This window comes from Bradyrhizobium sp. 147 (genome assembly GCF_023073935.1).
Lineage (GTDB): Bacteria > Pseudomonadota > Alphaproteobacteria > Rhizobiales > Xanthobacteraceae > Bradyrhizobium.
Genome location: NZ_JADPKL010000141.1, coordinates 54,726 through 75,187 on the forward strand (window position 1 = coordinate 54,726; position 20,462 = coordinate 75,187).

General features: G+C 63.4%; 19 protein-coding genes, 1 tRNA gene and 1 pseudogene. 12 read left to right on the forward strand and 9 right to left on the reverse strand.

Annotated features, from left to right (window positions below; genetic code table 11):
- Positions 1-69: 69 nt before the first annotated feature.
- The 5 genes from plsX to IVA87_RS33600 all read left to right on the forward strand — a co-directional run bounded on the left by plsX (position 70) and on the right by IVA87_RS33600 (position 3,365).
- Positions 70-1,131, forward strand: a complete 1,062-nt coding sequence (gene plsX / locus IVA87_RS33580) for a phosphate acyltransferase PlsX (RefSeq protein WP_247299598.1) — start codon at positions 70-72, stop codon at positions 1,129-1,131.
- Complete coding sequence (locus IVA87_RS33585; RefSeq protein WP_247337351.1) at positions 1,128-2,108, forward strand: beta-ketoacyl-ACP synthase III; 981 nt, start codon at positions 1,128-1,130, stop codon at positions 2,106-2,108. The genes plsX and IVA87_RS33585 overlap by 4 nt, the downstream gene beginning before the upstream one ends.
- A 131-nt stretch (positions 2,109-2,239) precedes the next feature.
- On the forward strand, positions 2,240-2,581 hold the full coding sequence (locus IVA87_RS33590; RefSeq protein WP_018456841.1) for an integration host factor subunit alpha: 342 nt from the start codon (positions 2,240-2,242) through the stop codon (positions 2,579-2,581).
- Between the two features lie 24 nt (positions 2,582-2,605).
- Positions 2,606-3,184 (forward strand): MerR family transcriptional regulator, encoded by a 579-nt coding sequence (locus IVA87_RS33595; RefSeq protein WP_247299595.1) that lies wholly within the window; start codon positions 2,606-2,608, stop codon positions 3,182-3,184.
- Between the two features lie 103 nt (positions 3,185-3,287).
- Positions 3,288-3,365 (forward strand) — tRNA-Pro (locus IVA87_RS33600).
- Positions 3,366-3,724: 359 nt separating this feature from the next.
- Here IVA87_RS33600 and IVA87_RS33605 read toward each other — a convergent pair.
- Positions 3,725-4,237: a septal ring lytic transglycosylase RlpA family protein gene (locus IVA87_RS33605; protein WP_247299593.1), complete on the reverse strand. Its 513-nt coding sequence runs from the start codon at positions 4,235-4,237 to the stop codon at positions 3,725-3,727.
- Positions 4,238-4,757: 520 nt separating this feature from the next.
- Complete coding sequence (locus tag IVA87_RS33610) at positions 4,758-4,997, reverse strand: hypothetical protein (protein WP_247299591.1); 240 nt, start codon at positions 4,995-4,997, stop codon at positions 4,758-4,760.
- 569 nt (positions 4,998-5,566) lie between these two features.
- Between IVA87_RS33610 and IVA87_RS33615 the strand changes: the two genes are divergently transcribed.
- Together IVA87_RS33615 and IVA87_RS33620 are read left to right on the forward strand one after the other, a co-directional pair.
- Positions 5,567-6,538 carry an SDR family NAD(P)-dependent oxidoreductase gene (locus IVA87_RS33615; RefSeq protein WP_247337353.1) on the forward strand — a complete coding sequence of 324 codons (972 nt, stop codon included), beginning with the start codon at positions 5,567-5,569 and terminating at the stop codon, positions 6,536-6,538.
- 254 nt (positions 6,539-6,792) lie between these two features.
- Complete coding sequence (locus IVA87_RS33620; protein ID WP_247337356.1) at positions 6,793-7,899, forward strand: alpha/beta hydrolase; 1,107 nt, start codon at positions 6,793-6,795, stop codon at positions 7,897-7,899.
- 19 nt (positions 7,900-7,918) lie between these two features.
- Here IVA87_RS33620 and IVA87_RS33625 read toward each other — a convergent pair whose 3' ends face one another.
- On the reverse strand, positions 7,919-8,425 hold the full coding sequence (locus tag IVA87_RS33625) for a MarR family transcriptional regulator (RefSeq protein ID WP_247277084.1): 507 nt from the start codon (positions 8,423-8,425) through the stop codon (positions 7,919-7,921).
- A gap of 404 nt (positions 8,426-8,829) precedes the next feature.
- Here IVA87_RS33625 and IVA87_RS33630 point away from each other — a divergent pair, with 404 nt between their 5' ends.
- Positions 8,830-10,383 (forward strand): porin, encoded by a 1,554-nt coding sequence (locus IVA87_RS33630; RefSeq protein WP_247299585.1) that lies wholly within the window; start codon positions 8,830-8,832, stop codon positions 10,381-10,383.
- A 260-nt stretch (positions 10,384-10,643) separates the two neighbouring features.
- On the opposite strand, the gene IVA87_RS33635 is transcribed toward IVA87_RS33630, so the two are convergent.
- The 3 genes from IVA87_RS33635 to IVA87_RS33645 all read right to left on the reverse strand — a co-directional run bounded on the left by IVA87_RS33635 (position 10,644) and on the right by IVA87_RS33645 (position 12,560).
- Positions 10,644-11,147 carry a GcrA family cell cycle regulator gene (locus tag IVA87_RS33635; protein WP_247299583.1) on the reverse strand — a complete coding sequence of 168 codons (504 nt, stop codon included), beginning with the start codon at positions 11,145-11,147 and terminating at the stop codon, positions 10,644-10,646.
- A gap of 73 nt (positions 11,148-11,220) precedes the next feature.
- Complete coding sequence (locus tag IVA87_RS33640; RefSeq protein WP_007603456.1) at positions 11,221-11,418, reverse strand: hypothetical protein; 198 nt, start codon at positions 11,416-11,418, stop codon at positions 11,221-11,223.
- A 200-nt stretch (positions 11,419-11,618) separates the two neighbouring features.
- Positions 11,619-12,560 carry an acetamidase/formamidase family protein gene (locus IVA87_RS33645; RefSeq protein ID WP_247337358.1) on the reverse strand — a complete coding sequence of 314 codons (942 nt, stop codon included), beginning with the start codon at positions 12,558-12,560 and terminating at the stop codon, positions 11,619-11,621.
- 168 nt (positions 12,561-12,728) lie between these two features.
- Here IVA87_RS33645 and IVA87_RS33650 point away from each other — a divergent pair, with 168 nt between their 5' ends.
- From IVA87_RS33650 to IVA87_RS33660, 3 genes are read left to right on the forward strand one after another with little or no spacing between them, the layout of a single operon-like run.
- Positions 12,729-13,496, forward strand: a complete 768-nt coding sequence (locus IVA87_RS33650) for a YdcF family protein (protein ID WP_247299694.1) — start codon at positions 12,729-12,731, stop codon at positions 13,494-13,496.
- A 54-nt stretch (positions 13,497-13,550) separates the two neighbouring features.
- Positions 13,551-14,333 carry a DUF169 domain-containing protein gene (locus IVA87_RS33655; protein ID WP_247337360.1) on the forward strand — a complete coding sequence of 261 codons (783 nt, stop codon included), beginning with the start codon at positions 13,551-13,553 and terminating at the stop codon, positions 14,331-14,333.
- Between the two features lie 9 nt (positions 14,334-14,342).
- Complete coding sequence (locus tag IVA87_RS33660) at positions 14,343-15,521, forward strand: saccharopine dehydrogenase NADP-binding domain-containing protein (protein ID WP_247299577.1); 1,179 nt, start codon at positions 14,343-14,345, stop codon at positions 15,519-15,521.
- Positions 15,522-15,655: 134 nt separating this feature from the next.
- Here IVA87_RS33660 and IVA87_RS35460 read toward each other — a convergent pair.
- Positions 15,656-16,851 (reverse strand): annotated as a pseudogene (locus IVA87_RS35460) (FAD-dependent monooxygenase).
- A 147-nt stretch (positions 16,852-16,998) separates the two neighbouring features.
- On the opposite strand from IVA87_RS35460, the gene IVA87_RS33675 reads away from it, so the two are divergent.
- Complete coding sequence (locus IVA87_RS33675) at positions 16,999-17,475, forward strand: MarR family transcriptional regulator (RefSeq protein WP_247299692.1); 477 nt, start codon at positions 16,999-17,001, stop codon at positions 17,473-17,475.
- Here the strand turns inward: IVA87_RS33675 and IVA87_RS33680 are convergent.
- Positions 17,444-18,700 (reverse strand): O-antigen ligase family protein, encoded by a 1,257-nt coding sequence (locus tag IVA87_RS33680; protein ID WP_247337364.1) that lies wholly within the window; start codon positions 18,698-18,700, stop codon positions 17,444-17,446. The two genes, IVA87_RS33675 and IVA87_RS33680, sit on opposite strands and share 32 nt — an antisense overlap.
- Positions 18,701-18,856: 156 nt before the next feature.
- The gene (locus tag IVA87_RS33685) at positions 18,857-20,407 is read right to left on the reverse strand and encodes an undecaprenyl-phosphate glucose phosphotransferase (RefSeq protein WP_247299571.1); all 1,551 of its coding nucleotides are present in this window, start codon (positions 20,405-20,407) and stop codon (positions 18,857-18,859) included.
- Positions 20,408-20,462 lie beyond the last annotated feature (55 nt).

Consider the following 20,462-nt stretch of genomic DNA (forward strand, 5'->3'; position numbering starts at 1 on the left):
CATGTCCGTGGCGAACCCATTTTGCGGCCCGCTAGCTTAAGACCGCACGAGACCAGTTCCAGGACTTTCATGCCAAGCAAGATTCGCATCGCGCTGGACGCCATGGGAGGCGATGTCGGCCCCGCCGTGGTCATTCCCGGCGCTGCCATCTCGCTTGGCAGGCACCGCGACAGCGAATTCCTGCTGGTCGGGGACCGCGCCAAGATCGAGCCCGAGCTCGAAAAGCACTCCGCGCTCAAGGCCGCCTCGAAGATCATCCATACCGACGTCGCGGTCAGCATGGAGGACAAGCCGAGCCAGGCGTTGCGGCGCGGCCGCAAAACCTCCTCGATGTGGCTCGCGATCGATGCCGTGAAGAAGGGCGAGGCGGATGTTGCGATCTCCGCCGGCAACACCGGCGCGCTGATGGCGATGGCGCGTTTCCACCTACGCACGCTGCCGGGCATCGACCGCCCGGCGATCACCGGGATATGGCCAACTAAGCGTGGCCAGTCCGTCGTGCTCGACCTCGGTGCGACCATCGGCGGCGACGCCCACCATTTGGTGTCGCTCGCGCTCATGGGCGCGGCCATGGCGAGCGTGCTGTTCGACAAGACGCGGCCCACGGTCGGGCTGCTCAACATCGGCGCCGAGGAGATCAAGGGCCACGAGGAGATCCGCGAGGCTAGCGAGATCCTGCGTGCGAGGAACCTGCCGGAGCTCGACTATATCGGCTTCGTCGAGGGCGACGGCATCGGCAAGGGGCTGGCCGACGTCATCGTGACCGAAGGTTTTAGCGGCAACATCGCGCTCAAGGCCGCCGAGGGAACCGCACGGCAGATGGCGGAATTACTCCGTAACGAGATGCAGCGGAGCTGGCTGTCCAAGCTCGGCTATCTGTTTGCGCGCAGCGCTTTTCAGGCCCTGCGCGACAAGATGGACCCAAACAAGTCGAATGGCGGCGTGTTCCTGGGACTGAAGGGACTAGTGGTCAAGAGCCATGGCGGAATCAGCGCCGAAGGCTTTGCCTATGCGATCGATGTTGGCTATGAGATGGCTCACTACGATCTCCTGAACAAGATCAATCAGATGCTCAACCGCGAGGGTGGTGCACTCAGTTCCGTGCAGGCCGCGCAGGAGGCTGTTTCGTGACGAAAATTCGTTCGGTCGTGCTCGGCTGCGGCTCTTATCTGCCGGAGCAGGTGGTGACCAACGCCCAATTGGCGGCCCGCATCGACACCTCCGACGAGTGGATCGTACAGCGCACCGGCATCCGTGAACGGCACATGGCGGCTGAGGGCGAGTTCACCTCGCACTTGGCGCTGCGGGCGGCGCAGGCTGCGCTGAGCGATGCGGGGGTGGACGCGCAATCGATCGAGCTGATCGTGCTGGCGACCTCGACGCCGGATAATACGTTTCCCGCAACCGCGGTCGCCGTGCAGCACGGGCTCGGCATCAACCATGGCGCGGCGTTCGACCTCCAGGCGGTCTGCTCCGGTTTCGTGTTCGCGCTGGCCACCGCCGACAATTTCCTGCGCACCGGCGCCTATAAGCGCGCGCTGGTGATCGGCGCCGAGACCTTCTCGCGCATCCTCGACTGGAACGACCGCGGCACCTGCGTACTGTTCGGCGACGGCGCCGGCGCTGTCGTGCTGGAGGCGCAGGAGCAGCCGGGCACCGCCGCGACCGACCGCGGCATCGTGACCACTCATCTGCGCTCCGATGGCCGCCACAAGGCAAAGCTGTTCGTCGACGGCGGGCCGTCCTCGACACAGACCGTCGGCCATCTGCGTATGGAGGGCCGCGAGGTCTTCAAGCATGCGGTGGGCATGATCACGGACGTGATCGTCGATGCCTTCCAGGCGACCGGGCTCAATGCCGACAGCATCGACTGGTTCGTGCCGCACCAGGCCAACAAGCGAATCATCGACGCCTCCGCGCACAAGTTGCATATCGCGCCGGAGAAGGTGGTGCTGACCGTGGACCGTCACGGCAACACCTCGGCGGCTTCGATTCCCTTGGCGCTGTCGGTGGCACGCAGGGACGGCCGCATCAAGAAGGGCGACCTGGTTCTCCTGGAGGCCATGGGCGGCGGCTTCACCTGGGGCTCCGCGCTCGTGCGCTGGTAGCAACAGTCGATAAAATTTTGCCGGAATCAGCGCGATTATCGATGCGTCTGCATTGATGAGCGCTGTTGACCGTTGTATCGTAAGCTCCTAATTTCAGACAACAATTGTTCGCCGTGATGTGGGGCAGGGCGATGACCGATCAAAGCAAAACCGTAACGCGTGTCGATCTGTGCGAAGCCGTCTACCAGAAGGTGGGCCTGTCGCGCACGGAATCGTCCGCCTTCGTGGAACTCGTGCTCAAGGAGATCACCGACTGCCTTGAGAAGGGCGAGACGGTGAAATTGTCCTCGTTCGGCTCCTTCATGGTGCGCAAGAAGGGTCAGCGTATCGGCCGTAATCCGAAGACCGGCACCGAGGTGCCGATCTCGCCGCGCCGGGTGATGGTGTTCAAGCCGTCGGCGATCCTGAAGCAGCGGATCAACGCCCAGCACCGCACCAATGGCGACGCCAGCAAGGCTCAACCCGAGGCGTAATCGCCTTTCGGAAAGGATTGGCATTTGGACAAGGCGCCGGATGCGTTCCGAACCATCAGCGAAGTAGCGCAGGAACTCGACATTCCGCAGCACGTGCTGCGGTTCTGGGAGACGCGGTTCTCCCAGATCAAGCCAATGAAGCGCAGCGGCGGCCGCCGCTACTACCGCCCCGACGACGTCGACCTGCTCAAGGGCATCCGCCGCCTGCTCTACGGGGAGGGCTACACCATCCGCGGGGTGCAGCGGATCCTGAAAGAGCACGGCGTCAAATCGGTGCAGGGCCTCGCCGACAGCGCCGCCGCGGTCTCGTTCGGGGCCATCGAGGACGCCATCGGCGCGAGCTTGATGGAGCCCGACGACGAGGCACCGATCAGGGGCGTCACCGACAGCGACGATGACGATTACCAGGGCGACGAAGAGGAAGGCATCGACTTCCGCTTCGCCGAGATCGACGACGAGGACATCCTCACCACCTTCCGCAAGGGCGGCACTGCCGCCGCGCCGGCTGGCCCCAGCGCGCTGGACCGGGAGCGGCTAGGGCGGGCGCTCGCCGACCTCGTTGCCTGCCGTGAGATGCTGGATCAGGCGCTGAAGGACGGGTAGGGCCGTTCCGCCGGCTTTGCGGGCAGTTCCGGAATTTGAGCCGACACCAATTTGGTGCGGGCGCCTTGCACAAGGCGGCGATCCTAGCTAATGGAACGGCATTCGGAGCGTGGCGCAGCCCGGTTAGCGCACTAGTCTGGGAGACTAGGGGTCGGAGGTTCAAATCCTCTCGCTCCGACCATTTTCTCAACTCATCTGTCGGGTGGATTGACCGTCGGCGTGGAGTCTGCTCCCGCCCGTGACGGATGCGCGCTTCAGTCGTGGATGGCTGCTTCGGTAGTCGGGAAACAAAAACGCCGAAAACAACCCCATGCACAGTAGCGATGTCATTGGAGAATGACGGTTTTCCGAAGCGATTTGACAGCGGTGGAGAAGAGACTGCCAGGGTCACTTAAGTAGAGGGCCGGGGGTTATCGGATTTGCGCCATTCGGCGCTGCCGTCAGCCCGCAGAGTAAATGGTATACTGACGAGAATAATGGCGCAGTAGCGTCGGAGTTCTTTGAATTGCAGGCCATTTCGCTTCGACGCCGGTTGTGTGTTCACAACACCTCTGCACGAATCTGAGCCACGCCACGATCGGTAATCCCCAAGCTGCGCGCAGCGGCCAGCGAAAGGTCGAGGACACGACTGCGGACGAACGGACCGCGGTCATTGACTGTGACGATGACGCTTCGGCTGCCGTGAGTAACGCGCAACTTGGTGCCGAAGGGCAGGTGGCGGTGCGCCGCTGTTAGCCGATTACGATCAAACGATGAACCGCTTGCTGTCTTGCCTTTGGGATAAGAATAGTAGGAGGCTTTGCCGGAAATGACACGATGAGAAGATTGGGCTCCTAAACGATCTTTCGAGGGCTCTTCCGGAGTCAGAGGTTGCGCTTGCTGTGGGGTCGAAGGTTGCGATTGCGTTTCGTCCTTCTTTGTCTGGTCGAGCCCTTCAGGAACTGGCTCCGCGTGTGCTTTGGGAATGATGGACCACCTGTCGTCGAAGGTTTGCGCGACAGCAGGAGTCGAGCAGATCGCCATCCAAGCTGGGATTGTTGCAATCGCGATCATTCTACAAAGAACTTGCATGATCGGCCTCACGCATGAAACTGACGGACAATGCAAACTCATCGGCCTGTGTTCCTGCACCAGCATTTCTCGTGCAGACAAAGGTGAATGCATACCGCTGGTTCGATGCCTAGTTCCGAGAGTACTAAAGGCGCAGCGCAGCAAGCACTTGTCTCGCTGCGGCGCATCACGCCGTAGATCTGCGGCGAGGCACGAAATTGCCGCACCCAGCAGCCGCTGCTTGGCTTCTACTCGGAGAGTGCAGTCCTTCGATCTCGAAACTGCTCGAGCTTCGCAATTTGTGTTAGCTGCCACAACGGGGCATCGGGTTGAAGGCTTCAACGTCCTTTAGCTGGCCGGTACAGGGAATCTGCTCGGCGGGGACGCGGTACAGTTTCGGGTCGATGCGCGTGATCATTGTCACGGAGCGCGGCGGCTCAATGATGCTGGCGCTATCGAGCCCATGCGGAGGGAGAGGGGCGCGCCTTCCCGGGCGTTTCCTCGGCGTCGTAGTTCTACGGGCTTAAGCGTGGCCCTTGATCTCGTAGTGACCAGGCACGCATTTGTAGCGATCGAGGCGCCAGTTGGCGCGATAGATCGGATGCTCGCCCATCCATTTCGCAAGCGGGGCCTGTGCGCCGATCGCGCATTGCATCATCGACATCTCGGGCGTCATGTTGCTGTCGGTCACGATTTCCTCGACGCAACTGCCTGAGCTGGCTGCGCTTAGCCGGCAGAGCACGGCAACGACGGTCACGAACATTCCTGTCACCTCATCGGTTATTTCTGACCACGAAGAGGATGCAAGCGGAGTGCCAGAGCCTGTGACACGCAACAAATACGCTGGCCTGGGCCGACTTGCCCCAGCGTACGGAATCGATTTGACGATTCGGATTATAAAAAAATTCCCGCTAACACGAAGCCGGACAAATACGGGGCCGGCCTCAGCAATGGGCGGATTGTGGGCTATCGCATACGGCTTTTTGAGCGGCCTTGCGCGCACACCTCGTCCTTGAGACGATTGCTTCACGCGGTCTCCTCAGGATGAGGCTCGCTCAAACTGATGCCGCGCATTGTGTCCTCATCCTGAGGACCTGCTGAAAGCGCGCGTCTCGAAGGATGCGCCGCGGTGAGAGGTCGCCGGACCACGGTGACCTCGACGAGGCTGCCGATGCCCTCATGTGAATAGTCCGCGGCCCGAAATCACCGGCGTCGAATGATCGCGCTGATGCGCTTTTACCTGCCGATGCGACGCTGCTACATTTTACGCGGCGCCCCGCAGCGCGGGCAGCTCTGAAGAAACATACCGACAAGGGGAGGGACCGAAGTCCCATGAAGGATTTTGCAGGAAAGATCGCAGTCATCACCGGCGGCGGCACGGGAATGGGGCGCGAGCTCGCACGGCAGCTCGTGGCTGAGGGCTGCAACGTCGCGATGTGCGACGTCTCGGAAGCCGCGATGGCCGAGACCAAGCGGCTCTGCGAGGCCGAGAAGCTGCCGCAAGGCCTGCGCGTCACGACGCATGTCGCCGACGTCGCGATCGAGGACCATCTGAAGCGTTTTCGCGACGAGCTCGCCGACCAGCAGAAAACGGACCGGATCCATTTGTTGTTCAACAATGCCGGCATCGGCGGTGGCGGCAGCCTGTTCACCAACACGCGCGAGCAGTGGGAGCGCACCTTCAACATCTGCTGGGGCGGCGTCTATCTCGGCGTGCGCACCTTCCTGCCGATGCTGGTCGCCGCGGACGAGGCGCACATCGTCAACACCGCGAGCGTCAACGGCTTCTGGGCCTCGATCGGCATGAACCAGGCGCACACCGCCTACAGCTCGGCGAAGTTCGCGGTGAAGGGATTTACCGAAGCGCTGATCAACGACCTCCGCTTGCACGCGCCGCACGTCAAATGCTCGGTGGTGATGCCCGGTCACATCGGCACCTCGATCGTCTCCAATTCGCGCAAGGTGCAGAGCAGTGATGGCTCGGACCGGCTCAATGCCGACGAGGTCGCGCTGACCCGCAAGCGCATGATCGCGGCCGGCGTGCCAGATGCCGACAAAATGACGGAGGAGGACATCCAGGCGGCGTTTGCCGAGCGCGCCCGCAGCTTCCTGGAGGATGCGCCGACGACGGCGGCCGAGGCCGCGAAGATCATTCTCGACGGGGTCAAGGCGGAGCGATGGCGCATTCTCGTCGGCGAGGACGCCAAGCGCCTCGACGAGCGCGTGCGCGCCGCGCCGGAGCAGGCCTACGACCGCGCCTTCTACGAAAGTTTTACGCAGGAGGTCGGCTGGCGGCTGGGTTGAGGCCGCCTGCGAGCGGGGCGCCCATGTGGGTATGATGATCGTCATGGCAAGAGGTGCTCAGGCAATTTTACGTGCCACCTCTTGCCAATGTGACGTCCGCATCATGACCGATCGGTATGTCACGCATGCGACACGACAATGTTCAAGCGATGGTGATCTCGAACGGCTTTCATTTTGGTCGCGGCTGCTTGGTTGGGGACCTGAAATGGTTTAGTCAAGCAGGCGTAACGCGCGACGATAGAGCGTAGCTCCCGATGATGCCCGCATGCCTCTCCGACGACTGGACCCTTTGCCCGGAGCGAGAGGACATCTCCGCTGAATTCACGCGGCTGCTCACCGCGGCTCAGGAGGGCGGCGCCACCATCGCCGAATGCCTGATGATCGCGCGGCAGCTGAAGCGGGGCGACGGCCGCTCCTGGCACCGCGAGTGGAAGAAGTTGGCGCAAGCCAATCGGCAGCGCGCCGAGGCGGCCTCCGCAGAAGGTCACATGGCGAGCGCACGGCGCAACTGGCTGCGCGCCATGAACTACTATGGCGCCGCGGCGATGCCGCTCCAGCAGGACGACGAGCGCCGCTGGGTCGTTGTGCTCGCAATGCAGGAATGCGCACGCCGCTACCTTTCCGCGCGCAGCCCGGCCGGTGAAGTCGTGACCGTCCCCTGGCTCGACGGACATGCGCTGCAGGGCTACTTCCTACCTGCGCCGTCGGGAAGCGGGCGGGCTCCGACCGTGATCTGCATCGGCGAGCCCGGCCACCGCAAGGAGGAATTCCTGTTCAAGCTCGTGCCACATGCGTGCGAGCGTGGATTCTCGGTGTTGGCGCTGGACCTGTTCGGCGATCAGCGCGACGATTATATCGATGTGCTGTTGCGGCGCCGGGATCTTGAGAGCGCGATAGCGTGCGTCATGGACTATCTGGAGACGCGCAGTGACGTCGATTTCGCGCGCGTTGCAATCGTCGCGGATGGCTGGGGCTCTTCCTTCGTGGCGCGTGCGGTGTTGCAGGAGCCGCGGCTTGCCGCTGCCGTCTGCGACGGCGGCCTGTGGGACCTGCACGAGCGGGCCTTCTTCGCCAGCCGATTCGCACTGAGCGACGTCAGCATCGTGCCGGTGCCCCATGCGCCGCTGATGGCTTCCAGCATCGACTGCCCGGTGTTGATCACGCTCGGCGAGGATGGCTGGCTGAAGGCCGACCGGGCGCGTCAGATCGTCCAGAGCTCCCGCATTGGCAGCTCGGACGTCATGTTGAAGGTGTTCACTGCGGCCGAGACCGGCGCGGCGCAGGCCCATGCGGATAATCCGAGCCTTGCCAACGAATACATCTTCGACTGGCTCGAATCGCGGCTCGGCGCAGCCGGCTAGATATGATGTAAAGCGCGCGTCAGAAATCGAGCGTGAGGCGGACGCAGGCCTTCTCGAGGCGCGACTTCAGCATTGCGAGCTTGGCGGTGAATTCGGTGAGCTCTTGCTCGTCGAACTCCTGGAAGACGAATTCCTTGATGGTCTTGTACTGCTCGTTGAGGCTCGCCAGGTGCTTCTGCGTCTTCTCGGTCAGGGACAGCCGGACCACCCTGGCGTCGGTCGGCGAGGGCCGACGGCGCAACAGGCCCTTCTTCTCGAGCAGCTTGGACTGGGTGGTGACGAACGACGGATCGACGTGGAGAAGCTTGGAGACGACGTTGACCGGAATGCCGTCGTCCTTGTCGAGGTCGGAGATGGCCATCAGGATCAGCCATTGCGGGCCGCTGATGCCGAGCGTCCTCGCCCAGAACTGACGCAGCTCCTCCAGATACATGTTGATCGAAGAGATCTCCCAGGTGAAGCGCCTGATGATATCCAGATTGCCGACGGAGCGCAGGCGTGAACCCTCTTTCCTCGTTGCGGACACAGCGTCACTCCCGTGAACTGATTCTTCAGGCCAGTGTTCGTAGCAGGCCATAGTCCACGCAAGCCTGTCCTGACGCAAGTGCAGAGCAGGGTAATTTCGTCACTAAAACTACAAAGATGATTAGCTCAGTTGATTGCTCCTTAGGCGGGTGTTGCGCGCCGGGCACAGGTCCAGCATAACCAGAAAGCTGATCTAATAAACTATTTTGATTACCGAAAGACGCAGGCATATTGATCGATGACGGTGGGGGGTCCTCGATCGTCCCGTTGCAGGTGGTTCGCTCACGTCCCTCGCTCGAAGCGGGTGTGTCCGAAAGCGCAAAGCGGCCGAGCGGATTTGAGAGACGGAGATCTGGGGGGCCATACGGTCCGGTCTCCGTAAAATGAGCAACTTGGAGGTTTTAAATGAAACTGGTGAAGAGCCTTTTGCTCGGCACTGCGGCGGGTCTGATCGCCGTCGGTGGAGCCCAGGCGGCCGATCTTCCGGTCAAGGCCAAGGCGGTCGAATACGTCAAGATCTGCACGCTCTATGGTGCGGGTTTCTACTACATCCCGGGCACCGACACCTGCATCAAGCTGGGCGGCTATCTGCGTGCTGAAGTCGCCCTCAACGCGGGCGGCAACTACAACGCCCAGTACAACGGCGTCTTCGCGGCGAACAACCGGCTGACGAACTACTACTCGATGCGCGCTCGTGAAGATCTCAACATCGACACGCGCACCGCGACCGAGTACGGCGTGGTCCGCACCTATTTCGACGCGGTCTTCACCTGGACGACTGGCAATTATAGCGGAACCGGTTCGGCCACGGGCGGGACTCAGTATAGCAGCACGATCGGCCTCAACGCAGCCGGCACCGCCCTCACCGGTTCGGCCAGCAGCATCAACCCGACCGATGGCGGCATCTCGGGCGGCGCGCTCGGCGTCTACTATGCCTTCATCCAGTTCGCCGGCTTCACGATGGGTAAGGCTGTATCGCAGTTCGACGCGCCCTGGGTCAACTATCCCGGCAACAACTTCGATCAGCTGGTCGGCGGCAGCGGCTCGACCAACGGCGTCGCCCAGTTCACCTACACGGCCGATTTCGGCCAGGGCGTGACGGCGACGATCTCGGCGCAGGACCAGACTCAGTTCTTCACGACCAACCTCTGGAACACGGCGGGCATGAGCACCACCGGCGTCCTCGGCGGCGCCTACGGGTCGAACGACATCGGCGGCACCCGGTCGCCCGACCTCGTCGGCACGGTCCGCGTCGACCAGGCCTGGGGTATGTTCCAGGCGTCGGTCGCCGCACACGACAACCACGTCGGCTATTACGGCGCCACTGAAGTCACCGGTCATCCGGAGGACAAGTGGGGTTGGGCCGTCCAGCTCGCTCTGTCGATCAAGAACATTCCGACCGGCGCCGGCGACGTGATCAACGTGTCGGGCGTCTACACCGAGGGCGCGAGCCGCTACAACTTCCAGTCGCTGGCCGCGACCAGCTACTCGATGTTCGGCAGCTCGAACGCCGCTTATCAGAGCATCGGCTTCGCCGGCGTGTCTGACGCGGTGTTCGGCCCGGGCGGCAACCTCGAGCTGACCAAGACCTACGGCTTCCGGGGTGCCTACACCCACAACTGGAGCCCGTACTGGAACACGGCACTCTATGGTGCGTGGGCTGCGGTCAACTACAACGGCACCGCCAAGGGCCTGATCTGCGGCAGCGCGGCGTTCGCCACCCTGACCGGCACCTGCAACCCGGACTTCAACATTGGCCAGGTCGGCGTCATCACCCGCTGGACACCGGTGAAGAACCTGACGTTCTCGGCTGACTTCACCTACAGCCATCTCGACCAGAAGTACTCGGGCGCGATCACGACCGGAGCACTGACGACCGTCGCCAAGCCGGCGGCCACCTACGAGCTGAAGGACCAGGACACCTACAGCCTGCTGCTGCGCGCACAGCGCAACTGGTAAGCTCGGCCCTCGAAGATGAAGCAGCCCCGGCGGGAAACCGCCGGGGCTTTTTTACAATGAGGCGGTTCGGAAATCGGCAGCCTCCCACGCAGTCGATGAAGACGTGCTATGCGATTCAATCGCCTCAGATTTATTTACTTACCTGAGTTACTAAGCTATATAGCTCTCAGCCGATTACGAAAGTTGCGGCTCTTGGCTTCACGCTAAGCCTCCAGAAACCTCCGGTGATGCCCCACCGGAGGTTTTTCGTGGTGCCTGTTTCAGCCGCGGATGGCGCGGGTGCGCGAGTTCGGCCGGTAGGCGAGGCGGCTGTGACCGGCGCAGTAGGATTGCCCCTCCGGCGCAGCATTGCCGCAGAAGCAGAAATCGTCTTCGCCCGGCGTCGAGATGGGCCAGCGGCAGCGATTCTCGGACAGCTCCAGCAGCGAACAGCGGTTGCCGTCGTCGATCGGCTCTGCAACCACGGGCATGCCGGTCTCGCCGTAGATCGTGGCGAGCATCTCGTATTGCAGGCGCGGGACGGCCTTCGGCGCGCGCGCCGACGCAAAGCCCCTGTCGTGAACCTTGCGCTCATCGACCGTCCGCCCCCGCGTCAGATTCAATCGGGACAGCTTGCCGATCACCGCGTTGCGGCTGACGCCGATGTCGGCGGCGATCTCTCGACAGGAGAGGCCAGCGTCGAAGTGCCGCTTCAAGAGTTCAATGCGTTCGTCGGTCCAAGTCGGTGAAGCGGTTTGAGAAGGAGTCGGGGAAAGAGCAGGCATGTGTAACGGTCCCAGGTTGCAGATGTCGGCCATCCGCCTCTCGAGATCGGTCCGCCTCACGTCCGGCGCGCGCTCACGTCCTGCCATTGTCGCGGATCGACAAAAGCCCGTCCTTGATGGCGAGACGGATGCCTTCCTCGATCAATGTCCGCGCGACGCCGGGAACGCTCGTGCCGTGGGTGCCCTGTCTCACCAATTTCTCCAGATAGGTGATGGTCGAGAGCGCCAAGGTTACGGGAATGCGGTCAGTCTCGGCTTTTTCGGTGGCCATGGCCCGAACGCTAGCCTCTTACTCGGGTACATAAAAGTAACGATTAAGACTCTATTTAGGTTCGGGGGTGCGAGTCAAATCCGGGCCAGACCGGTGTATCAGCCCATTGGAATCGCTGGAGAAGTTGGGCACGGCGCGGCGCGCCGCCCGAAAGCCGGGCGGCGGCGTGGCTTCACCCACATCAGGAGAGGCGGGCCGGCTCAGCCGTGCACGATCGCCTTTTCGATCATGCAATGGATGCCCTTGGCACCGTTGACGGTCTGGGTCACCCGCAGATCGGCGGCCAGGCTGCACAGCGTGTAGGCGTCTTCACGCGACAGGTTTCGCGTCTCGCCGAGCAGCGCGATCATGTCGCGCAGCGCGCGCACCACGCATTGGTCGAGGTCCGGGTCCATCGCCATGGTCATGTAGTGCGTCGCCGTCTCGGCGCGGGGATAGTCGAACTTGAGATCCTTGCGCAATGTCAGGCGGAAGCGGCCCCGGAGTGCAGTCTCGATCGCGGTGACGCAGACCTCGCCGTCGCCTTGCACGCCGTGCCCGTCGCCGCAGGAGAACAGCGCGCCCGGCACGAACACCGGCAAATAAAGTGTTGCGCCCGCGCCGAGCTCCTTGTTGTCGAGATTGCCGCCCATCGCGCGGGGGACCAGCGAGGAGATGCGGCCCCAGGCCGGCGGCGGTGACACGCCCATGACGCCGAAGAACGGCTTGAGCGGCAGGTCCAGACCCCTGGGCATGCGGCCGGTCATCCGCGTTCGGTCGAGCGGGATGTTCAGGATACGCGTCGCGTGGAAATCGTCGGGCAGGGTGCCGGACAGCGGCTTGATCATGTTCCAGCCCCAATCCTGCCGGAGCTCGACGTCGAGGATCTCGATCGCGAGGACATCGCCGGGCTCGGCGCCTTCGACCGCGATCGGACCGGTGAGGATGTGGCCGGGCAGCATGCGCTCGTTCCTGGCGTGAACCTCCAACATCTCCGGCGGAATGTGAAACTGATTGCGGTCGGGCAGCATGTCCGGACCGCCGCTGATGGTGTCGATCGTCACCTCGTCGCCGCTGGCGATGGTGAGGACGGGCCTGAGCGCGGCTTCGAAGAAGCCCCAATGGCAGGTTTCGGGGCTGGAATGCAGGTGATGATGGGTCATTTGCCGGGTCCGGTTGGTTTCATCGGCCGCGGGCTTGACCCGGCGATCGATCCTCTTTCAAGAAGAATTCTGAAGAAGGCCGGGCCGGTCAAGCCCGCGCATGACGGGCACGATCATTCCAGCGAGGCTCCCCTGTTTTTCGCTCTCTCCAAGACCCTCGGCGTCGCGCTGCTGCCGATCAATCTCCTGGTCGAGCTTGGGATGCTGTCTGTCGTGCTGATGGCGACGCGCTTTGCCGCGTTCGGCCGTAAGCTTGCCGCAGTCACGCTGGTTCTGCTGGCGCTCGCGGCGTTCTCGCCGCTCGGCAATCTCTTGCTCTATCCGCTGGAGTCGCGCTTTGCGCCCTGGGATCCGTCGCGCGGTGCGCCAGATGGCATCATCGTGCTCGGCGGCTCCGTCGACACCGAGCTGTCGGCGGCGCATCGCACGCCGGTGGTCGCGCACGCGGCCGATCGTCTGTTTGCGCCGGCCGAGCTCGCCCGCCGCTATCCCAATGCGCGCATCGTCTTCACCGGGGGCACGTCGAACCTGGTCTCGACCGTCGCGAGGGAAGCTGATTACTCCGCGCCAGTCCTGGAGAATGTCGGCATAGCGAAGCAACGCCTGATCATCGAGCGGGACTCGCGCAACACCTGGGAGAATGCCATCTTCACGAAGCAATTGGTGTCACCGAAGCCGGGCCAGCGCTGGCTTCTGGTGACGTCGGCCTTTCACATGCCGCGCTCGATGGGGATCTTTCGCAAGGCCGGATTTGACGTCGAAGCCTATCCGGTGGACTGGCGAATGGGTGGGCGTGACGATCTGTTTTCCTTCACCAATAGGGGTGCGGACGGACTTGGCCGAACCGACGTCGCCGTGCGCGAGTGGATCGGCCTCGTGGCCTACCGCGTGATGGGCAGGACCGGCGAGTTGCTTCCGGGGCCCGCCAAGGACTAGAACGAGAGCCGCAAAACAACAACAGACGGCGCGATCGCCGGCCCGGAGGACGCCATGCAACAGCAGAGCGCGGATAGGATCGACCTTGCTGCACTCGTCGCCGATCTCAATAGCCTGCTCCGGCTGAAGACGACGGTGATCGGCATGAAACTGTTCGCGCGCGCCGCGGACATGGAGGCGATCCCAAAAATCCGGCGGCCGAACGCGATCCACACCACCGACCAGATCGTCAGCATGGCCGCGCGTCTGGGATGGACCGTCGGCATCACGGCCGACGATCTCGTGGGTGCGCAATGCTGCGCCGTGATCGGTCTTGCGCCGCAGGATGATAAATGGCTCGCGGGCGAAAATTACGTCGGGGTGTGGCACGGCACGGCGGAAGATGCACGCAAGCGCCAGGAAGCGCTCGACGTGGTGCCGTTCGGGCAATATCAGGCGCTCGCCGTCAGCCCGCTGGCGAGCGGCAGGCTCGATCCGCCCGACATTTGCCTCGTTTACGCGACGCCCGGGCAGATGATCATCCTGATCAACGGGCTGCAATATACCGAGTACAGGAAGTTCGAATGGGGCGTGGTCGGGGAGACCGCCTGCGCGGATTCCTGGGGGCGGGCGCTCAAGACCGGCGAGCCCAGCCTGTCCTTGCCATGCTATGCCGAACGGCGCTATGGCGGCGTGCCGGACGAGGAGATGCTGATGGCTTTGAAGCCCGCGCACCTCGCCAAGGCAATCGAGGGCATGAAGGCGCTGGCCAAGAATGGCCTGCGCTATCCGATTCCGCCCTATGGCATTCAAAGCGACGTCCGTGCCGGCATGGGCGTGAGCTACGCGAAAAAGTAAAGGCCGATTATGAGCTCTGCGAAATTCGACATCGTCGTCTACGGCGCGACCGGTTTCACCGGCCAACTCGTCGCCGAATATCTGTCGGCGCGTTACAAGGACGACAAGGCGCTGACATGGGCGCTGGCCGGCCGCAGCCTCGACAAGCTGAAATCGGTGCGCGAAGCGATCGGCGCACACGCCGAGACGCCACTGATCGTGGCCGACGCATCGGATGCGGCTTCGCTGAAGGCGATGGTGGCGCAGACCAGATCAGTGATCACGACGGTCGGGCCGTATCAGTTCTATGGCGAGGAACTGCTCGCGGCCTGCGTCGCTGCGGGCGCGGATTATTTCGATCTCTGCGGCGAGCCGGTCTGGATGCGGAAGATGATCGACAAATACGAGGCCGCAGCCAAGGCAAGCGGCGCGCGCATCGTGTTTTCCTGCGGCTATGATTCCGTGCCGTTCGAGCTTGGCACTTTCTTCGTGCAGGAAGAGGCCAAGCGCGTGTTCGGCGCGCCGGCGCCGCGCGTCAAGGGCCGCGTGCGCGACATGCGTGGTACGCTGTCAGGCGGCACCGCGGCGAGTGCAAAAGCGACCTTCGATGCGGTTGCCAAGGACCTCAGCCTTGTCGCCATTCTCAACGACCATTTTGCACTGACGCCGGGCTTCACCGGCCCGAAGCAGCCGAAGGGCAACAGGGCGGTCTATGAGGAGGATCTGCAATCCTGGGCTGCACCGTTCATGATGGCACTGATCAACACGCGTAACGTTCATCGTTCTAACATGCTGATGGGCTTTCCCTACGGGAAGGAGTTCGTCTACGACGAGATGGTTCTGACCGGTCCCGGCGAGAAGGGTGAGGCCAACGCGAAGCGCGTGATGGCCGCCAATGCCGAGAAGACCGGGCCGAACGCACCGAAGCCGGGCGAGGGGCCCTCGAAGGAGGAGCGCGAGAAGGGTCTCTTCAATCTGCTGTATGTGGCGATCACACCGGACGGCCGCCAGGTGCGCGCCGGCGTCACCGGTGACCGCGATCCCGGCTACGGCTCGACCTCGAAGATGATCTCCGAATGCGCGATCTGCCTGCTGCGCGAGGCGGCTGACGTTCCGGCCGGCTTCTGGACACCGGGTGCAGCGATGCAGCACAAGCTGATCAAGCGGCTGCGTGACAATGCGGGGCTGACGTTCGAGGTGGAGACGTAGGCGGTGCCATCAAGGACGCTGTCATGCCCCGCGAAGGCGGGGCATCCAGTACGCAGCGGCCTCTCGGCTCTATCACGACCGTCTCTGAAATACTGGATCGCCCGGCTTCGCGGGCGATGACACCGAGCTTGCCGCTACACCGCACGCGCGTCATAGGCGTACACGAAATCCATGCCCTTGGCGCCAAGTGGCAGGAGCCACTTCAGCATCTGATTGCGAACCCACGCACCGGTGGCGCTAAATTCGCGCTTGCTGTTGCCATTGCGGCGCGCCATGGCGACGATCTTTTCGGTGCGCGGGCGGCGCGAGGCCTCGAAGGTCTGGAAGGTGGCGCTGAGCTCCTGCCCCTCCTGCATCAGCCGCGCGAGCCGCATCGCATCCTCCAGCGCCAGCGAAGCGCCTTGGCCGGCATGGGGGCTGGTCGCATGCGCCGCATCGCCGATTAGCAGCGAGCGCTTGCGCGACCAGGTCGGCAAGGTCGCGACGTCGAGCGTGTCGGTGACGACGATGTTCTCGGCCGCTTCGATGATGTCGGGAATCGGATCGTGCCAGCCGCGATGGAGCCGCGCAGATGCTGCTTCAGCGTCGCGTGGTCGAGCGCGCGAAACATCATCGCGTCCCTGCCGTGCGCCGGCTGCGTGCTCCACCACATCACGCCGTCGTCCGGATCGGGGCTGCAATAGCCGTAGCCGAAGAAGCCACTCTGTCCGAACGTGGTCTCGACGTGGCGGCCGATCGGCCTGCCGTCGAGCACCGCGTGCGGCACGAAGCCGCCGAAGCCGATCAGTCCGGTGTTGAACGGCTGCGGCCCGTCCGGCACCACCTGGCGGCGCGCCACCGAGTGGACGCCGTCGGCGCCGATCAGGAAGTCGCCCTCGGCGGTGGTGCCGTCGGCGAAGTAGGCGATGATCGGTTGGTCGCCGCGGTCCTCGATTTTGATCAGGCGCTTCTCGAAGTAGAGTGAGACGCAGGCACACCAGGCCTTGTCGATCAGGATTTCGTTCAGCGTGGCGCGGGAGATGTTGACGGCCGGCTGGCCGAAGCGCCGCTCCATGTCGCGGTTGATCGAGCCGAGCCTCTCACCGTCCTGCGAATAGAAATCGAAGGCCTCCGCGACCGAGCCGCGGCTGATCAACTCTTTCGCAAGGCCGATCTCGTCCATGACATGCATGCCGTTCGGTGCGATCTGAAGGCCGCCGCCAATGCCCTTCGAATAGGGCCAGGCCTCATAGATCGCGGACTCGATGCCGGCCCGGCGAAGCAGGATCGCGACGACGGGCCCGGCGATGCCGGCGCCGATGATCAGGGCTTTGCGGGGACGGTAGGACATGGCTTGCTCCCGACGTGTCCGTGGTGCTAGCAGAAATCACGGCTGCTAAATCTCTTAGTAGCTAAGATATATACTGACTAAGTGATGAGGCGGATCTTGTCAAGGACGAAGGCGCGCGATGCGCTGTTGCAGGAACTCGAGGAGGCGATGCGCAGGTCGTCCGCGCAGGGCGTGCTCTATGGCCAGACCGTTGCGAACGTTGCCGGAATTGCCAATTCCGACCTTGAATGCATGGACATCCTGTATCTCGAAGGCCGTGTCACTGCGGGCCGGCTGGCCGAGGTCACGGGGCTCACGACCGGCGCCATCACCGGCGTGGTCGACCGGCTCGAAAAGGCCGGGCTGGTGCGCCGTGAACGCGACGAGACCGATCGCCGGAAAGTTTTCATCGCGGTCGTGCCGGACGCGGCGATGAAGATCGGTCAGTTCTACGTACCGATGCAGCAGGCGATGGAGAAGGTGTTCGGCGGCTATTCCGACGAGCAATTACGTCTGCTGCTGCGCTTCGCCAATGAAGGTTACAAGGCCGTGCTCGCAGCCACGGAGACGCTCAAGGGCCTACTCGAGACCCCACCGGAGAAGCGTCCCGCTCTCAAGCTGAAGAAGCTTCGTCGTCAGCCTTGATCTTGTAGACCTGCGCGGCCGCGATCATGCCCCACATCGCGCCCAGCATCATCCAGAAGTGCCGCCAGTGATCGGTGTCGATCACAAAACTTTCGCCGACAGTGCCGATGAAGGCAGAGAACACCGCGAGATAGGCGCGCTGCCAGGGCACGCGGACGAAGATGTGGCGGAAGCCCATGATGACGGTGGTGAAGACCAGCGCGGGATAGCACACGCCAGAGAGCCAGCCGCCGGACATGAAGGCGTTGAGATAGGAATTGTGGGTGTCCTCGGGGAAGAAGCGGTGGAACTGCAGGGGGCCGATGCCGAACGGCAGGTCGAGCGCCATGTCAGCGCCGAGGATGTGGCGGCCGAACCGGCCGAAGCGGCCCTCGTCATAGCTCTGGTCGAAGCTCGCGCGCTGCTTGAACATCTCGGCAATCGAGTCGAATGACAGCAGCACCGCGATCAAGGCCAGTCCCAGCACCGCGGCGACGATCGCCATGGCGATGATGCGGGACCGCTGCGCGTTGGTGCGGCTGGTCAACACCATCAGCGCCAGCATGAAGGCGGAGGTCAACACCAAGCCGCCCCAGGCGGCGCGGGAGAAGGCGAGCAGGATCGCCAGCGACATGAGGCCGAAGCCGATGACATTGCGGAACGCCTTGCCGAGCTTGTCCGAAACCACGCTCTGGAGCGAGAACAGCGCCGGCAGGATGAGGAAGGCGCCGAGCACGTTCGGATCCTTGAACGTGCCGCGCGCACGTCCGTAGAGCGTGAGGAGATCGTCTCCGCCAGGGATCAGGTGGAAGTAACCGGCGACCGCCAATAGCGAGGCGACCATGGCGCCGACCACGAGCCCGCGGCGGAGCATGTCGAGCCGGGCCGCCGTATCCTCCGAGGTGACCATCGCGAAGAACACCACGGTCACCGCCATATACCAGGAGGTCGCGATCCAGCTCGCCACCTCGGGCTGATCGAGCAGCGGGATCGCGCTGATGGTGTAGCCGACATTGAGCAGGACCAGCATCAGCACCAGCGGCATCAGCGCGAGCTTCAGCCGCAGACCGGTGGCGAAGAAGGTGACGGTCGCGAGCAGCGTCGCGATCTCGTAGGGGCTCGGCTCGATGAACACGATCGCGCCCGACGCGCCGACCAGCCATACCAGCGCGCGCTGGAAGGCCAGCACGCCGGGTGCAGCCCGTACGGCTACGTTTACTTCACCGGCTGTCGCCGCATACGCCATCGCACGCTCATACGCTTACGCTACTGGTACGCCACAATACCGCTGTCATCGCCCGGCTTGACCGGGCGATCCAGTACTCCGCGGCGCCTATTGCGGACAACGGCTGGCGCTGCGGAGTACTGGATGCCCCGCCTTCGCGGGGCATGACAGATAAACTCAATACGCGTTCTCGTTCTTGGTCAGCAGCGAGATCGGCGTCTTCAGGAGAATGTAGAGGTCGAACAGCACCGACCAATTCTCGATGTAGTAGAGGTCGAACTCGACGCGCTTCTGGATCTTCTCTTCATTGTCGATTTCGCCGCGCCAGCCGTTGATCTGCGCCCAGCCGGTGATGCCGGGCTTGACGCGGTGGCGCGCGAAATAGCCGTCGACGGCTTCGTCGAACAGGCGGCTCTGGAGCTTGCCCTGCACCGCATGCGGACGCGGGCCGACCAGCGAGAGGTTGCCCGAGAAGACCACGTTGAAGAGCTGCGGCAGCTCGTCGAGGCTGCTCTTGCGGATGAAGCGGCCGACGCGGGTGACGCGTGGATCGTTCTTGGTCACGACCTTCGAGGCGGTCGGATCGGCCTGATGGTGGTACATCGAGCGGAATTTGTAGACGTCGATCCGCTCGTTGTTGAAGCCGAAGCGTTTCTGGCGGAACAGCACCGGGCCGGGGCTGTCGAGCTTCACCGCCAACGCCACCAGTCCCATTACCGGCAGCGCGGCGAGCAGCGCGAGACTGCCGACGATGCGGTCGAACAGCCATTTCATCACCAGATCCCAGTCGGTGATCGGCGCCTCGAACACGTCCAGCGTCGGCACTTCGCCGAGATAGGAATAGGAGCGGGGCCGGAAGCGCAGCTTGTTGGTGTGCGCGGAGAGGCGAATGTCGACCGGCAGCACCCAGAGCTTCTTCAGCATCTCCAGGATGCGGGTCTCCGCCGAGATCGGCAGCGCGAACAGCACGAGGTCGACACGAGTGCGGCGGGCGAATTCGACGATGTCGTCGACCTTGCCGAGCTTGCGCGCGCCGGCGCAGGTGTCGAGCGCGCGGCTGTCGTTGCGATCGTCGAACACGCCGAGAACGTGGATGTCGGAATCCTCCTGCGCCTTCAGCGCCTGGACCAGTTGCTCACCGTTGCTGTCGGAGCCGACGATAATGGTGCGGCGGTCGAGCCGGCCCTCGCGCGCCCAGCCGCGTACCAGCGAGCGCAGGATGAGACGCTCGGCGATCAGCGCGGCGAGCCCGAGGAAGTAGAAGGCGGCAAGCCACAGCCGCGACACTTCGCTGCCGAACTTGGCGAAGAACGAGATGCCGATGAAGAGCAGGAAGACGAACGACCAGGACGAGATCATCCGCGTCATCTGCCGAAGCTGCCCGCGGAACAACTGCACCTGGTAGATGTCGGCGGCCTGGAAACAGACCACGGCGGCGACCGCCACCGCGATAATCTGCGCAGGATAGACCCAGTTGAACCCACCGGCGAGCGGCATGACATAGCCGGCGTAGAGCGCAATGCCGACGAGGCTGAGCAGCGCGAAATCAGCCAGGCGGACGAAGCCGGCGATCACGATGGGCGAATAGGCGCGGGCGACCTTCTGATTGACGACGTCGAGCGCTGCGGGCGAGAGCCGGCGGCGGCGCTCCACAAAGGGTTGGTCAGCCGGCTTTGCCACGGCGCTGGTCGCGGCATCGAGCATCGAGCGTGCGTTGAGCGGTTCCACGGGCGTCCACGTCCATTCCAAAGCCCCGCGGCACGGCTTTGCGCACCCGGGCAAG

Excerpts from the sequence above, each read along its gene's own strand:
- IVA87_RS33680 (WP_247337364.1), bottom strand. The coding sequence starts at position 18,700 with ATGGCGTATGCGGCGACAGCCGGTGAAGTAAACGTAGCCGTACGGGCT.
- IVA87_RS33605 (WP_247299593.1), bottom strand. The coding sequence starts at position 4,237 with ATGATCGCGATTGCAACAATCCCAGCTTGGATGGCGATCTGCTCGACT.
- IVA87_RS33635 (WP_247299583.1), bottom strand. The coding sequence starts at position 11,147 with ATGCCTGCTCTTTCCCCGACTCCTTCTCAAACCGCTTCACCGACTTGG.
- IVA87_RS33655 (WP_247337360.1), top strand. The coding sequence starts at position 13,551 with ATGCAACAGCAGAGCGCGGATAGGATCGACCTTGCTGCACTCGTCGCC.
- IVA87_RS33675 (WP_247299692.1), top strand. The coding sequence starts at position 16,999 with ATGCGCAGGTCGTCCGCGCAGGGCGTGCTCTATGGCCAGACCGTTGCG.
- plsX (WP_247299598.1), top strand. The coding sequence starts at position 70 with ATGCCAAGCAAGATTCGCATCGCGCTGGACGCCATGGGAGGCGATGTC.
- IVA87_RS33610 (WP_247299591.1), bottom strand. The coding sequence starts at position 4,997 with ATGTTCGTGACCGTCGTTGCCGTGCTCTGCCGGCTAAGCGCAGCCAGC.
- IVA87_RS33615 (WP_247337353.1), top strand. The coding sequence starts at position 5,567 with ATGAAGGATTTTGCAGGAAAGATCGCAGTCATCACCGGCGGCGGCACG.
- IVA87_RS33630 (WP_247299585.1), top strand. The coding sequence starts at position 8,830 with ATGAAACTGGTGAAGAGCCTTTTGCTCGGCACTGCGGCGGGTCTGATC.
- IVA87_RS33645 (WP_247337358.1), bottom strand. The coding sequence starts at position 12,560 with ATGACCCATCATCACCTGCATTCCAGCCCCGAAACCTGCCATTGGGGC.
- IVA87_RS33620 (WP_247337356.1), top strand. The coding sequence starts at position 6,793 with ATGATGCCCGCATGCCTCTCCGACGACTGGACCCTTTGCCCGGAGCGA.
- IVA87_RS33660 (WP_247299577.1), top strand. The coding sequence starts at position 14,343 with ATGAGCTCTGCGAAATTCGACATCGTCGTCTACGGCGCGACCGGTTTC.
- IVA87_RS33640 (WP_007603456.1), bottom strand. The coding sequence starts at position 11,418 with ATGGCCACCGAAAAAGCCGAGACTGACCGCATTCCCGTAACCTTGGCG.
- IVA87_RS33590 (WP_018456841.1), top strand. The coding sequence starts at position 2,240 with ATGACCGATCAAAGCAAAACCGTAACGCGTGTCGATCTGTGCGAAGCC.